Below are 13,586 nucleotides of genomic sequence, written 5' to 3' on the forward strand. Positions count from 1 at the left end.
TGTTGGCTTTGAACCAGCTAAAAATCAGACAAATAATGAGCGCTTAGCTGTTTATTCAGATGCTGCTAAACAAGTGGGTGAAGGCACAAAGGATGGAGTTAAGGGTGTTGTTCAAGCAGGTGCAGATGGGACTAGTGAATTGGCCGAAGCAGTCTCTGAAGCATCAACAATTGTTACAGTCGGTTCAGGGGGAGCGTCAGCTTATATAACTTATCCTTTACAAAAAATTGCTGATGGCACTGCTGCTGGTGCTAAAGTTGTGAGTGCTTCGATAGATTATAGTGATGGTAATTCTGAACAAGGTGATTCAAAACTTATAGAAGCTGGCGGTGATGTTGTCATAGGAAAAGTTGGGAAAGATTTGGTGAAAAAGATTAAAAAGGAAGTTACTTTGGACAAAGTAGAAACTCAAGTCCATGAAACTATCATTAGCAAAGGCTTAGATTTGATTAAAAAAGGCACAGAACTTATAAAAGAAAGATTTTAATCTCATGGAAAGGATAAACGATTTTTTAAATGAAAATTCTTTTGAGTCTGGGATAATTTTAATAGGATTATCTTTAATTTTTTTAACATATATACTACATAAAAAGGAGTCCGCTAAAATGTCAGCCCATGGTCTTAACTCTTGGAAACAGTATGTAAGTTCTTGGGCAGTCATAATATTGCTAATCATTAAAGGGATTAGCCTTTTGTTGAAGTAAAATTAAAATTAAATTCACTTCGTGTTCAGAGTGCGTTAATAAGTTATTAAAGATAATGGAAAAAGTAAATAAATATGGAAGTTGGCTAAATCGATTATTAGCATACGTTATTGATATAATAATAATTACGATAGTTGTAATGCCATTAAATTATTTAAATATTACAGGTAAAAAAAGTTTCATTTTATATTTGTTAATCACCCTAATATCAATTTCCTACAAACCTTTGCTGGAGTTTTACTACAAAAAAACAATTGGTAAACATTTTTTAAAACTAACGGTGGTAAGTATAAATTTTAATTCAATTGGCATTGGTCAATCCTATTTGAGAAATGTTTTCTTCATACTCCCAAGTTTGTTATCAATACCATTTTATTATTTAGCTTTTAATGACCCTATTTTATTGGACGTGAATGACTTCAAGTATTTTGCGTCCTTGATGTCTTCTAAATATCCTTTGCAGGGTATAATTAGCAGTTTGACATTTTTATTTATAGTTGTTGACTTTTTGTTTTTATTGTTTGATGGAAAGAAAAAAAATAGAACCTTACACGATATTTTTGCTAAAACTGTAGTATTACAATCCTAAGGAAAGACTTAACATATTAATATCAAAAGCTACAACACGTTGTTTGAAAAAAATAATAAAGGGTGTATAGAGGGTTACTGTACAAGTTCGGCGGTAAAGAACTTCAAACAGAGTTCGGTGTTGAAATGTATGATTTTGGGGCGAGGAATTATGACCCTGCACTGGGTAGGTGGATGAATATCGACCCGCTAGCTGAGGAATATCCGGATTGGACGCCATACCGTTATGGATTTAATAACCCTGTGCGTTATACAGATCCTACAGGATTGATGGAATGGGATCCACAAGTAAATGAGGATGGTTCTACATCTTATATAGCAGAAGCTGGGGATAGTGCAGAAACATTCGCATCTCAGTATGGATTTGATCAAGAAACAGCAGAAACAATTACAGGAACCACTGGAAACACCGAAATAGCTGAAGGAACGGAAGTCTCAGGCGGAAAAGTTAAAGAAGTAACGGGAAGCGAGGCTTTAAAACTCGATTTAGACTCCCCTGAAGGGAAAAGTTCTCAAAGAAGATTTGACCATTTTATGTTTGCCGCAGACCACTCTAGATCTCAAGGAGCCTGGGCTTTTCTTTCAACGGATTATTTTAGTAATACCCAGTTCAAAGAAATGATGAGCGGTTGGGCTACTCTTACAACTGGTGATAGAAGTTTTCAAGTTTATTATGATATTCCAATGTATCGATCAGGCACGTTTGACGGTAGTAGTACTGGGGTAGGAATCTCTATGCTCCTTTTACTATAAGACAAAGGGGCGGTAGTTTATTTGGTCCAAGGCAGGAAAATGTGAGGGGAGAGATTTACCATCCAGGTACGGGAAACAGAATGGGTGATTACGATATCTCTGTTCACGGTTCTAACAGTAATGCTTTATATAAAAAAATGCATCAAGAAATCCCAACCTATAATTATCTTATTATCCCAAAAACTTTAAAAAATTAATTATGGACTTAAAAAAAACTTCTATTGGTCTTTTTATTTTTATTGCCTTTTCATCGTGCCAATCTCAAAATAATAACATTATAGAGGAAAAGTTAAAAAAGTGTGTTAATGAAGTAGTAAACGCAACCATTGTAGATTTAGAATCATATGACAAGAACCCATTTGATTTTTATGATTTCATATTGGATATTGAGCAAAAAATGTTGGATTCCAAAATGTTACAGGAGAATAATAAAAATAGTTATTTGAACGTGTTTAAGAATATACAATCTGAAACCATTGATTTTAATAAAGAATACACAAACATTATAGAAATGATAGAAGATAAAGGGTTTGATTTTAATTCATATCGTATCAATGATGGAGTCTTTAATCAATGTCCGCACAAAGTTTCAGTAGATACAAAAGAGAGGGAAGGCAAATTAATTTATAAACAAGGGGCAATATTGAACAAAATGATGGAGCAGGGCTACAACAATAAGACGTTACTATCAGATTTAATGGAAGTTACTAATGAAAAGGAATTCGGCCAAATCATTTATCGAGCACCTGTAATTTTGTTAGTAATGATAAATTTAGATAATAAATATAACCCTACTATAAAAGAACGTGAAGAGTTTAAAAAAGGAAAGACATTTTTAGGAAAAGACAAAGGATAAAATATCCCTTTTTATAGCGCCATAATGTTTTCCTGAAAGAAATCTTTGAACTTGTATTTTGTGGGCAATCTACAACATCCCCCGCCTTTGCAACCCTAAATGGGAAGTAATAATGGGTGAATGAGTTATCATACCAACAACCCAATATGCTACTTTGCAGAAACCAACTTTCGGGACAAGCGGGACCGATTTGGCATCCACCTGCTTGACCGCCTTTACCATACCTATATTCTAGGACGTACCGGGACAGGGAAGTCCAACCTGCTTGAAACCAAAATCTCACATACACGCAGGAAATAAAATGAGTAAGAATAAAGGCATATATTGTTAAAATTAATTATATTTAACCAATCCCCACCGAAATAGTATTGTCAATATTTCTAATTTCACAAGCATATCTTTAATTTAAATTGATACTTTACTAAAAGATAATGGAACCAAAAACAATTATTATTACTGGAATGTCGGGGATGAAAATAAAAGAATTATTAGAAAATTTCATTGCAAATTTTTCTGAATTTCACCGAAGCCATAAAGATAGAACTCCAATATTAATCAAATTTGATGAAATAATTGAAGCTACTTATTATGAAATGAAACCTGAAATTCATAAAAGTAGATTAGTTTGGCTAGATTATATACTTCAAGAATCTTATCCCGTTTTAGAAAGGCTTTGGAATTGTTCTTTTGATAAAGTTGAAAACATTATTAAAGACATCAGAAGTAAAGAACCTTCAAAAACAATTTTAATTAATTTACATGCTTGCTATTTTCATAATAAAACTCAAGAATATTTATCTTTAGTAAACTTAAAGAAGGTTTCTAAAATAAATCCTACTAAAATTATTACACTAATAGATGATATTTATGAGATTCATCACAGGCTTACAGAAGTTGGGGGTATTTACCGAGATGACAATAATGTCTCAAAATCATTATTAATCTTAAGGTTGTTACGCTTATTAGACTGGAGAGCTACAGAAACAACATTTTCTAGATATATAGCAATGCAGTTAGGTTTGAAAAATTATCTGTTTGCTACAAAACACTCTTATTTATCATTCTCAAATTTAATTTATGAAGATTATAAAAAGGTATACCTTTCTCATCCAATTACTGAAGTAAGAAGATTAGAAAAAAAGGGGGATTCTCAAGAGGTTGAAAAAATAATGTCTGAAATTAATGAAATTTCAGAAAAACTTAGTTACCAACATACTACATTTCTTCCTACAACGATTGATGAGTATAGAATTTATTTTAAAATTGCCGATGAAGGTGATTCCAAAATATATTTTGAAAAACTAACAGAAAGGTGGGATGCAAAAAAATACAAAGACCCAAAAGATATTTTATACAATAAAAGCGGTTTTAATGATGTTAATGCATTGTGGATTAAAAATATAGAAGATGTTTCTACGGATAACACTTCAATGAACACACTTCTTGAAGTATTATCAGATTTAATTAGTGATCAAGTAAGTATAAGAGATTATGCTTTAGTAGAACAAAGCGATATTTTAATTATTTATAGGCCGTTATTTAATGGGAATGCATCTGGTGGAGTTAAAGAAGAGTTTAGATATTTCAAAAAATTAAAAGTGGATACCAACCGGGATATTCTATGTTTTATCTATTGTCCCCAAATTGATATAGAGAAATACTATGCTCGCCAGTTAGTTAAATTAATTGAGGAAGAAATCCAGAGTAATAATTTACAATATTCCGGATCAGAATCTCTATTCTTAAGTAAAGAATGTGAAGAACTTTTTAATGCTAAAGAAGATTATTTGCTCACTTTGGATATCTTTGATAGAATTATGAATGAAAATGATATAAAAGTAAATGTAAAAAACACCAATACTCCATTAAGTGGAAATAAATCAAAGGAATTCAAAGAGAATTTTGTAAAAAATTATATTGAAGAATGTCATAAAGGAATTCACGAATATAAAAATGAAGCAACTATTTTTGAACAAAAACAGATTCCTATAGGGGATTTTATTAACAAAATAAATAGCTATTTACAACAAAAACAATTATAGTCATGGAAACAAAAAACTCATTATTGAGAGGCTCAAGTATTAGTAGCCAGGAAGCTAAAAAAGCACTTGAAGAAAATCATATTGAATTTTCACAAGTATTTTCGAATGATGATTACCAGACCCCAATCCTTTTCACTGATCATGGCATTTATCCTTATAAGGGATTATCTGAAATAAAGCAATATGCTGAAAGGAATAACCCAAAGAGGGAGGTTTTAATGTAATAATTTATCCTAAAGAGTGGAGAAAACCACTCTTTTTTATTTTATTAAAATAGTTTGATGACATTTGAAAATCAAGGTAAAAAATTTTATGGTTTTACAGATGGTGAAAGATTTTAGCCTGGTTTGTTATATGATAGGTACCAATCTCATTTAGAGTTTTTCTGTGAATTAAAAAATACTGTCCCTAAAAAAATATTACAAAAAACTGATTGACCTAGGTATTAACGGTGAGTGGCATGCTGATGCTGTAAACTCTCTTCAAAAATGTTTGCAAAAAAGTACAACTAATGATTTACCATTAACGATTTCAATATTGAAAAATCACTCTGATCATAAGATTAAAAACTTTTGGTACTTTTTATTTGATGGACCACATCCTTCGGAAACAATACCAATAGATATTGATAAAATAAGAAATTTGAATGATAAGATAACAGTTTTGGCTAAAGAAGCTTTCTAGGAAGTTCATAAAAACGCCGAACTTCACAAAAAATAAAAGCCTTCTCTTTTAATTCTCTGTGTTCAATATCCGCTTGGTAATGTATTATTAGAGATGTTAATACGTTATTTTGAATTATATAAATTATTGAAAAATTAAAAAAGTACATATAGAGTGTTACTGTTTAAATAAAACGGAAAGGAATTAGAGGAAGAACTTGGGAAAGATACCTACGCTTACGGATGGAGAGATTACGACCCAGCAATCGGAAGATTTAATAAAATAGACAGATTTGCTGAAAAGTATGAAAGCTTAACACCTTATCACTATGGGGCTAATAATCCAATGTATTTTATTGATGTGCAAGGTGATAGCTTGTGGATACAGCATAAAGGCAATAAAATATTGTATGAAAATGGAAATGTTTACAATAAAGACGGTACAGCTTATACAGGTAAAGGAGTTAAAGTGAAAAAAGATGGAACTACTAAATTAAAAGGGTTCTTAAAGACAGCAGTTAATGCCCTGGGAGAAATTTCAAAAGGAAGTGAAGGAGCAAATATGATTTCTGAGTTACAAGGTTCTGATAATAATTTTACAATTGTAGATAGTAAAAAAAGTGAGTTTAAATCATCTAATACCTACAAAGCTTTTGCTAATCAATGGGCAACTGACCCTAAACAAGCAGGAACATATGCAATGCTCCAAAAAGCAGGAATAGATTTTTCTGGTGGGTCGGGTGGTACAATTTATTGGAACACTTCTGGTTCTCCTTTAATAACATTAACAGGAGCGAACAAAAGCCGTATAACTAATTTAGCTCACGAAATGTTCCAAGGTCTTGATGCCAATAGAGGTTTATTAGATGATAGATTACATAATGGATTAAAAAGAAAAGAATGGCAGGCAACGTATAGGGAAAATGTCTTAAGAGTACAATTAGGTCTTCCAGCACGTTCACATTACAATTCAAGTCTAAACGCTGGAACAGGAGCAAGAGCTGGTTTACCGCCACGTATGTTAAGCCCTGCCCCAACCAACGCACCTATTCTGCCTTCTTGGTACAAAAAGTAATTAATAAGATGAAAAAGTATACAATAATTATAGCGTTGACTTTCTTAGTTGGTTGTAAGACAACAGAAAAAAGCATCCATTTTTCCACAAAAATAGTTGATGCAAAAACATCTTTACCAAAAGGTTTTGAAAAAGAGATTATTGAACACGGTAATGATATTGAGCATCGTTTTATTTACCCAGATTCATCAGTATTTTACATTACTGAAGAAAATGGAACTCCCACAATAAACTATAATAATATTGATAGCGATTCCACGTCTATACAAAAGAGCTTTTTGGCAACGATGGAAAATGATACTCTCACTTTGAGAGGAATAGATAAGTATGGGAAATATTGGAAAAATAAAAGGCTTAAGGCTGTTAGTATTGGTTATCTTAACGCTACAAAAAATCGGAAAATTGAGTTTGATAAATCTATATCAACATTAAGAATAAAAGTAGAAAGAAACTCAAAAGAGGAGCTGATACACGAAGCAACACATAGTAAAAATCAATAATAAGAAACCGCCCAAGTGGTGGTTTTTTATGCTTTTAGGATGCGATTAGATTAGATAAATTATCCTTTAACTTCTTTTTTGACTTCAATTTTGAACTTAGATAAGAATTAGAAATCAAACTGAAAAGAAATATTTGTTTTTTAAATATTACTTTTTATTTTCAAAATAGCCTCAATAGTCAGATAAAATAAAGAATGATAATCTAGGGAGAAGTATTGTAAGTACTAAGGTTAAAAGAGATAACATTTTCCTTGCTGACAAGGCAGGCGGAAATGCTCAATAAACAATTATTGATACAGTTTCGTTTTTTATTAGACGAAATCCAGTCTTTAATTGACTTCTTGATGATCGGTTTGATGTTTATCAGATTTGGGTTGTGATGTATCTCATTGGTATTATAAACTCCCGAAGCCGCACTCCCTAAATTTCGAGAGCATACTTTGGTTTTTAAATTGCTATCTACGTTATGTTTATACAAAAAGCGCTATTATTAGTATTCATTTTTTTAACTTTAAATTTAGATGGGCATAGTGCAACTTTTTATACCCTAAAGCGAAGTCACATTTTTCTTAAAGAACTCTTTAAACTTTGAGAAGTAAGCATTTTGTCAATCATCTTAAAGATATTGCTCTGTCTTCCTTGTCGAGCTCTGAAATCAAACCCAGTTGTTCCTGTGCCTGTTTAACTTCAATGATTACCTCTTTAGTATGTATTCATAAAACATATTTTACACATTTTTTTCCTACCATTACCCCACACAAAATTTCAATTATATTTTGAAGCTCTAATAGAATGTTTTCTATCTTTGCCTTTTAGACACTCAATAACATCTAATTTCCTGTGATTGTGAAAACCAACCTGCTCTTTTTTATCATTTTTTGTTTACTATCTTCTTGTGATTCTCTTAAACATACCACTCAAGTAAAAAAAACACTTCCTGAATTGGGTACCATTGGGGTTTATGAAACCTATTTACTGGGCACCAATTACCAGCCAAAAACTATACTCTCTATTTCTGAACCGGTAAAAGTACATCTGGAAAAAATAAAAATTGAACAACGGCAAGTTTTTATTAAAAAAGACTCCATTCAACAACCAAAACAAGACAGTACCCATGTGACACTAGAAATTCTTGATAAGTTGCGTGTCATTAACGAAATCAATACAAATCCAACCCTTTTAAGTTACCTCATGGAAACTAACCAAAACAGGTTAGTCTCTCAAGTGAGGATAACTTTCCCTGAGTCCATTTTAAGTCAACTTTTGGCAGCAGAAGAAATTTACTTGATTCAAAATAGGCAAAAAACCTTATCTTTAGAACTTCGGTCAGGAAATCGAAAAACCGGACAGGTTGAATTTTCTGAAGGAACCATTGTTAGTTTTCAAACATCAGAGTTTTGTTGGGGTCAAAATGAAAGGAGAAAAATTGTTGTGTTTGATGTGGTGCCAAAGGGATCCCAGTGCAGTGAAACTAGCTATAAATCTGTAAAAATAGTAAAAAAGAAAAACAAATTCAAGTTCTAGATGAAAAATACTAAGTTTATAAAAGCCCTACTTCCATTGCTGTTTATAGCGGCTTTAGCTTGTGAAGATGTCCTTTTTGAAGAAGACATCTCAAGCCATGAAGTTTTCTTATTAGCACCCTCAGATAATTCGGTTGTTTTGGATTCTCTTGTAAATTTTTCTTGGAATACCTTGCAAGGGGCTACTAAATATCAAATTCAAATTGCTATACCAAATTTTTCTTCACCTTCTCAAATAATTATTGATAGCACATTTATTGACACTCTAAATTCCAACACCCAAAGAGCATCTCTTATACTGCCAGATAATGAATATCAGTGGAGAGTGCGCGCTCAAAATAACAGTTCTCAAACTGCTTATACAATAAATTCTTTTTCTGTTGAGGCTAGAGTTTTTGATGAAGATATTTCAAATGAAACACTTACCTTGTTGTCCCCTTCAAATAATGCCACACTAGATATAAAAGAAATTACATTTAATTGGGAGAGTGTAAATTTTTCAGAAAATTATAAAATACAAATCGCAACACCAAACTTTGAAAACCCTTTACAAGTTGTTTTTGATTCCATAACAAGTGATACTAATGTTACTCATATTCTAGATAATGGGATTTATGAGTGGCGCGTGAAAGCAAAAAACTCTTCTTCAGAAACAGCCTATAGTTCGAGAAGTTTTGTTGTTGATGCACTTACTTTTAATGGAGATATCAGTCAAGAAACCGTAATTTTAGTAGCCCCACCAAATGGAACTGAACTGAACATCTCAGACATTAATTTTACCTGGGGAGCTATTGAATTTGCTGAAGACTATCAATTACAAATTGCAACCCCTAATTTTACCAATCCCGTTCAAGTAGTGGTTAATGAAATATTAGCAGAAACCACATCAACACAAACTTTAGAAGACGGCACCTATGAATGGCGTGTAAAAGCAAGGAACTCTTCATCTCAAACACCATATACCTCCGCTGGTTTTACAGTAGCAATTAGTAATGATGTAGATATTTCCAGCCAAACGGTACAGCTTATTGCTCCATCAAATGGAAGTATATTGGACTTTCAAGACATTAATTTTACGTGGCAAGGAGTAACAAATGCTGAAGAATATTTTATAGAAATTGCAACCCCTAATTTTACCAATCCCACACAATCATATCAAAATACAGTTTTCACAACCTCCTACATGCAAACATTGAATGAAGGAAGTTATGAATGGCGTGTTCAAGCAAGAAATGCAATATCACAAACACCCTTTAGTAATATCAATGCATTTACTGTTACTACCCAAGATAGTTTTCCAGACAGAGTTGTCTATATTCTTTCTCCACCTAATAATTTTATTTCCAATCAAGCAAGTTTAAACATTCAATGGCAAATGGTGCAAGATGCAGCGCTTTATAGAATACAGGTATTGAACGCAAACACAAATCAATTATTGGACGAGCAAACAACAACCCAAACCAACACTCCTTTTACTTTTCCAGAAGGGGAATTGCTATGGCAGGTGCGTGCAGAAACCAATAGTCAAAACACCCAATACACAACTCAATCTATTACAATAGACACTCAAGCTCCAAATAGCCCAATGCTACTATCGCCAACAGACACAGCGGTATTGACCTCAACTAATGTTACCTTTACTTGGGAAAGAACTCCCATTCCAGGTACTCCAGAGCAAGATGTGATTTATATATATGACGATGTGAGTTTATCAAATTTAGTTTTACAAGAAAATGTTTCCACTGGTACATTTACTACAACTTTGTCAAATAATACAACATATTACTGGCTAATGAATGCAATTGACGAAGCGGGAAACCAAAGTGAAGATAGTGACGTCTTTAGTTTAAGTATAGAGGAATAGTTATGAAGAAAAAAAAGAATTCTAAACTACTTTTGTTCATTGTTATTATAATTTGGGGATTTCTTATTTATAAAATTTATGATGCGTTTCGTTCCAGTCCAAAAAATATAAGAACCATAACGCCTGAAACATTTGTACCCACTCCAAAAGCTGAAAAAGACACGTTCTCTCTACTTTCAATCGAGAGAGATCCCTTTTTAGGTACTTTGTATGTTAAAAAAACCGAAAGGAGCAATAAATCCGCAAATACAAATAAAAAAAATGAGGGGGATATTGTCTGGCCGGATATAAAGTACCTTGGTATTGTTTCAGACCAAGATGCATCGACCAGCGTTTTTATCCTACAAATAAATGGCAGACAACACCTTATTAAAAAAGGAGAGACTATCGAGGATATCCAGCTTGTAAATGGTTCCTATAATGATTTATCGTTACGGTACAAGGGAAGAACCAAGAACTATCCGTTAATGTGAACTCTTTAAAAAAAATAAAAGCCTCTACTATGCAATTTGCCATAATGGCATCTACGCTAATTGCCATTTTGCTCTTGTCTTTTTTAATGCTCACGTATGTACACAGTTTTTTTAAAACCCAACAGGGGTTTTTCTTGCAAACCATAGCAGTTGCCAATCAAAATATCCTAAAAGAGGGGATCATTTACACAAGTGAAATACCAGTCCATGATGACAAGGTGAATAGTACAGTTCACAAAAGTTACTGGGGCGCTTTTGAGAATATAACATCAATTTCTGAACGAAATGGGTTTACTTTCAGTAAAAAAGCACTGCTCGGCACAAAAGTAGAACAGCCATTTACAGGAATAATATTATCGGACACCCGATTACCATTAGTGTTGACAGGAAGTTCAATTGTTGTGGGTATGGTTTATGTTTCTGACAAGGGAATTAAGCCCGGAAATATTTCAGGAAACTACTTTACAGGAACTCTGCCTGCAATTTCAGATATTAAAACAACCTCTGGTCGGTTGCCCCAGTTTGACCCATTATGGAAAAATTATCAAAGAACATTACTGGATTATATACCCACGCAATACGATTTAACAGTAGCCTCAAATACTGAAGTCACAAACTCCTTTTTTGAAGATACCCGCTATGTTTATTTGAATGAAAAGTGGATTGTTGCTGAAAGCTATACAGGTCATTTAATATTGAAAAGCGAAACTGAAATTGTTGTGACCAAACATGCTAAACTTAGAGATGTCATAGTAGTTGCCCCAAAAATAACTATTGAATCGGGTTTTAAGGGGAATGCTTATTTTTTAGCCAGCGAAGAACTAATCGTTGAGGAAAACGTTTATTTGGAATACCCTTCTTCTTTGATTTTTTATAAAAATAGGGAGTTGGAGGAAACGAAGACCAGCATTAAAGAATCAAACATTCAAATTGGAGAAAACACAATCTTGAAAGGAGTTGTGATTTTCCTTACAGAAGATGTTCATGAATATCATACTAATACAAACATTTTCATAGCACCTTCATCAACCCTAGTGGGAGAAGTTTATTGTGAAGGAAATATTGAACTGTATGGAAGTGTGAAAGGGACTATTTATGCACATCGTTTTATTACAAATAAATTTGGCTCCATCTATGTAAATCATATTTTTAATGGTGCCATTTCAGGTAAAAGCCTACCCGATAGATACTGCGGATTACCATTTGAAAATGGCAGCAAAAAACTTGTAAAATGGTTGTACTAAACAAAATAAAAGCTGCAACTCTTTTAGAAACCCTAGTGGCCTCAGCCATTATTGTAATAATCTTTTTGATAGCAAGCATCAGTATAAACAACGTTTTTAATTCTACAGTTAAAACCAATGATTTTGAATTGAACAATAGACTTAATGAAATCACTTACCTCGCCAAACATCAAAAAGTGGATATTCCCTTTGTTGAGGAAACCCATAAATGGGAAATCATATTAGAAAGCAGTGGTGATTACCTGAGCCTACAAATAAAGAATAAAATGAATGGAACTGAAAAAATTATGCCCATCTATTATGGAAATTAAAAAAGCCCCCTCTTTTACTTTAACTGAAATGCTTATAGTACTTGCAATAAGTGTTATAGTTGTGGGGCTTGCCTTTGCGGTTTTACAATTTGTCAACAAGAATATTTATGACATCCAAAATAATTATAGTGAATCAACCACTACAAGACTTATTGAACAACAAATCACAGTTGACTTCAACAAGTACCACAACATATTTTATAATGAAGTTGCCGATGAATTGGTTTTTAAAACCCCGTTGGACTCCATAACATATAACTTTAAAGATGACATCGTTTACAGAAGCAGTGATACATTATTTTATGGAGGATATATCAATGAATTGTTTATGACTGGAGACCCTATTCAAACGGGTAAGGTTGATGCTTTAAAAATTATATTTAAAGATAGAAAGACACCTACCTCTATTTTTATATATAAGGATAATGATGCAAGCTTTTATTTAGTTGAAAATGGGAATTAAAATTCAAAAAAATACTGAAAACAGATCAAAGTTAAAGAGTCAATCACAAACCGATTTTCTAAATAAAGAAATTACTCTTTTTGGAAATTCCTTTTCAAACAAGGCAAAAGAACAGTTTTATGCAGAGCTTAGTTTGTTGTTAAATTCTGGAGTTAATTTAAAAGCATCTTTGGATTTGATTTCTGAAATGCAATCGAAGAAAAAAGACAAAGCCTTGGTCGAGGATATTTCAAAGGAGATTGTAGCAGGAAGTTCATTATCTGAAGCTTTACAGAAAAACAAAAATTTCACTCCTTATGAATTCCATGCCATAAAAATTGGTGAACATACTGGTCAACTCAATAAAATCACAAGCGACTTAAGGGAATATTTCAATCGTAAAAATGAACTGAAAAGACAACTCATAACTTCTTTGTCATATCCCATCATTGTACTGATTACTGCTTGCATTGTCGTTTTTTTTATGTTGAATTATGTGGTGCCCATGTTTGTTGATATCTTTAGGCAGAACCAAGTAGCCCTACCTTG

General features: G+C 32.6%; 16 protein-coding genes and 1 pseudogene. All 17 read left to right on the forward strand.

Features of this window, described 5'->3' with window-relative positions:
• A partial coding sequence (locus AACY61_RS01370; protein WP_339609455.1) for a hypothetical protein occupies positions 1 to 487 on the forward strand: 487 nt, incomplete at its 5' end.
• A gap of 272 nt (positions 488 to 759) precedes the next feature.
• Positions 760 to 1,293: an RDD family protein gene (locus tag AACY61_RS01375; RefSeq protein WP_339609457.1), complete on the forward strand. Its 534-nt coding sequence runs from the start codon at positions 760 to 762 to the stop codon at positions 1,291 to 1,293.
• Between the two features lie 62 nt (positions 1,294 to 1,355).
• Positions 1,356 to 2,045 carry an RHS repeat-associated core domain-containing protein gene (locus tag AACY61_RS01380; protein WP_339609458.1) on the forward strand — a complete coding sequence of 230 codons (690 nt, stop codon included), beginning with the start codon at positions 1,356 to 1,358 and terminating at the stop codon, positions 2,043 to 2,045.
• Positions 2,046 to 2,244: 199 nt separating this feature from the next.
• Positions 2,245 to 2,901, forward strand: a complete 657-nt coding sequence (locus AACY61_RS01385; RefSeq protein ID WP_339609460.1) for a hypothetical protein — start codon at positions 2,245 to 2,247, stop codon at positions 2,899 to 2,901.
• Positions 2,902 to 3,021: 120 nt separating this feature from the next.
• Positions 3,022 to 3,201: a hypothetical protein gene (locus AACY61_RS01390; protein ID WP_339609463.1), complete on the forward strand. Its 180-nt coding sequence runs from the start codon at positions 3,022 to 3,024 to the stop codon at positions 3,199 to 3,201.
• A 131-nt stretch (positions 3,202 to 3,332) separates the two neighbouring features.
• Positions 3,333 to 4,943 (forward strand): hypothetical protein, encoded by a 1,611-nt coding sequence (locus AACY61_RS01395; RefSeq protein WP_339609465.1) that lies wholly within the window; start codon positions 3,333 to 3,335, stop codon positions 4,941 to 4,943.
• A gap of 2 nt (positions 4,944 to 4,945) precedes the next feature.
• Complete coding sequence (locus AACY61_RS01400; protein ID WP_339609467.1) at positions 4,946 to 5,167, forward strand: hypothetical protein; 222 nt, start codon at positions 4,946 to 4,948, stop codon at positions 5,165 to 5,167.
• A gap of 643 nt (positions 5,168 to 5,810) precedes the next feature.
• Positions 5,811 to 5,963 (forward strand): annotated as a pseudogene (locus AACY61_RS01405) (RHS repeat-associated core domain-containing protein); the annotation flags it as partial.
• Entirely contained in the window at positions 5,952 to 6,680 is a 729-nt protein-coding gene (locus tag AACY61_RS01410; protein WP_339609485.1) for a M91 family zinc metallopeptidase, read from the forward strand. The pseudogene AACY61_RS01405 and the gene AACY61_RS01410, both read left to right, overlap by 12 nt.
• A gap of 8 nt (positions 6,681 to 6,688) precedes the next feature.
• The gene (locus AACY61_RS01415; RefSeq protein WP_339609469.1) at positions 6,689 to 7,180 is read left to right on the forward strand and encodes a hypothetical protein; all 492 of its coding nucleotides are present in this window, start codon (positions 6,689 to 6,691) and stop codon (positions 7,178 to 7,180) included.
• 846 nt (positions 7,181 to 8,026) lie between these two features.
• Positions 8,027 to 8,704: a hypothetical protein gene (locus AACY61_RS01420; protein ID WP_339609471.1), complete on the forward strand. Its 678-nt coding sequence runs from the start codon at positions 8,027 to 8,029 to the stop codon at positions 8,702 to 8,704.
• Positions 8,705 to 10,567 (forward strand): hypothetical protein, encoded by a 1,863-nt coding sequence (locus AACY61_RS01425; protein WP_339609473.1) that lies wholly within the window; start codon positions 8,705 to 8,707, stop codon positions 10,565 to 10,567.
• A 2-nt stretch (positions 10,568 to 10,569) separates the two neighbouring features.
• Entirely contained in the window at positions 10,570 to 11,040 is a 471-nt protein-coding gene (locus AACY61_RS01430; RefSeq protein ID WP_339609475.1) for a hypothetical protein, read from the forward strand.
• Between the two features lie 29 nt (positions 11,041 to 11,069).
• Positions 11,070 to 12,284: a hypothetical protein gene (locus tag AACY61_RS01435; RefSeq protein ID WP_339609477.1), complete on the forward strand. Its 1,215-nt coding sequence runs from the start codon at positions 11,070 to 11,072 to the stop codon at positions 12,282 to 12,284.
• Complete coding sequence (locus tag AACY61_RS01440; protein WP_339609479.1) at positions 12,272 to 12,595, forward strand: hypothetical protein; 324 nt, start codon at positions 12,272 to 12,274, stop codon at positions 12,593 to 12,595. The genes AACY61_RS01435 and AACY61_RS01440 overlap by 13 nt, the downstream gene beginning before the upstream one ends.
• The gene (locus AACY61_RS01445; RefSeq protein WP_339609481.1) at positions 12,585 to 13,058 is read left to right on the forward strand and encodes a prepilin-type N-terminal cleavage/methylation domain-containing protein; all 474 of its coding nucleotides are present in this window, start codon (positions 12,585 to 12,587) and stop codon (positions 13,056 to 13,058) included. Before AACY61_RS01440 ends, AACY61_RS01445 begins: the two co-directional genes overlap by 11 nt.
• A partial coding sequence (locus tag AACY61_RS01450; RefSeq protein ID WP_339609483.1) for a type II secretion system F family protein occupies positions 13,048 to 13,586 on the forward strand: 539 nt, incomplete at its 3' end. The genes AACY61_RS01445 and AACY61_RS01450, both read left to right, overlap by 11 nt.

It is taken from the genome of uncultured Planktosalinus sp. (assembly GCF_963973675.1).
Classification (GTDB): Bacteria; Bacteroidota; Bacteroidia; order Flavobacteriales; family Flavobacteriaceae; genus Planktosalinus.

Excerpts from the sequence above, each read along its gene's own strand:
- AACY61_RS01435 (WP_339609477.1), top strand. The coding sequence starts at position 11,070 with ATGCAATTTGCCATAATGGCATCTACGCTAATTGCCATTTTGCTCTTG.
- AACY61_RS01400 (WP_339609467.1), top strand. The coding sequence starts at position 4,946 with ATGGAAACAAAAAACTCATTATTGAGAGGCTCAAGTATTAGTAGCCAG.
- AACY61_RS01390 (WP_339609463.1), top strand. The coding sequence starts at position 3,022 with ATGAGTTATCATACCAACAACCCAATATGCTACTTTGCAGAAACCAAC.
- AACY61_RS01425 (WP_339609473.1), top strand. The coding sequence starts at position 8,705 with ATGAAAAATACTAAGTTTATAAAAGCCCTACTTCCATTGCTGTTTATA.
- AACY61_RS01430 (WP_339609475.1), top strand. The coding sequence starts at position 10,570 with ATGAAGAAAAAAAAGAATTCTAAACTACTTTTGTTCATTGTTATTATA.
- AACY61_RS01410 (WP_339609485.1), top strand. The coding sequence starts at position 5,952 with ATGTATTTTATTGATGTGCAAGGTGATAGCTTGTGGATACAGCATAAA.
- AACY61_RS01375 (WP_339609457.1), top strand. The coding sequence starts at position 760 with ATGGAAAAAGTAAATAAATATGGAAGTTGGCTAAATCGATTATTAGCA.
- AACY61_RS01445 (WP_339609481.1), top strand. The coding sequence starts at position 12,585 with ATGGAAATTAAAAAAGCCCCCTCTTTTACTTTAACTGAAATGCTTATA.
- AACY61_RS01415 (WP_339609469.1), top strand. The coding sequence starts at position 6,689 with ATGAAAAAGTATACAATAATTATAGCGTTGACTTTCTTAGTTGGTTGT.
- AACY61_RS01385 (WP_339609460.1), top strand. The coding sequence starts at position 2,245 with ATGGACTTAAAAAAAACTTCTATTGGTCTTTTTATTTTTATTGCCTTT.
- AACY61_RS01440 (WP_339609479.1), top strand. The coding sequence starts at position 12,272 with ATGGTTGTACTAAACAAAATAAAAGCTGCAACTCTTTTAGAAACCCTA.
- AACY61_RS01395 (WP_339609465.1), top strand. The coding sequence starts at position 3,333 with ATGGAACCAAAAACAATTATTATTACTGGAATGTCGGGGATGAAAATA.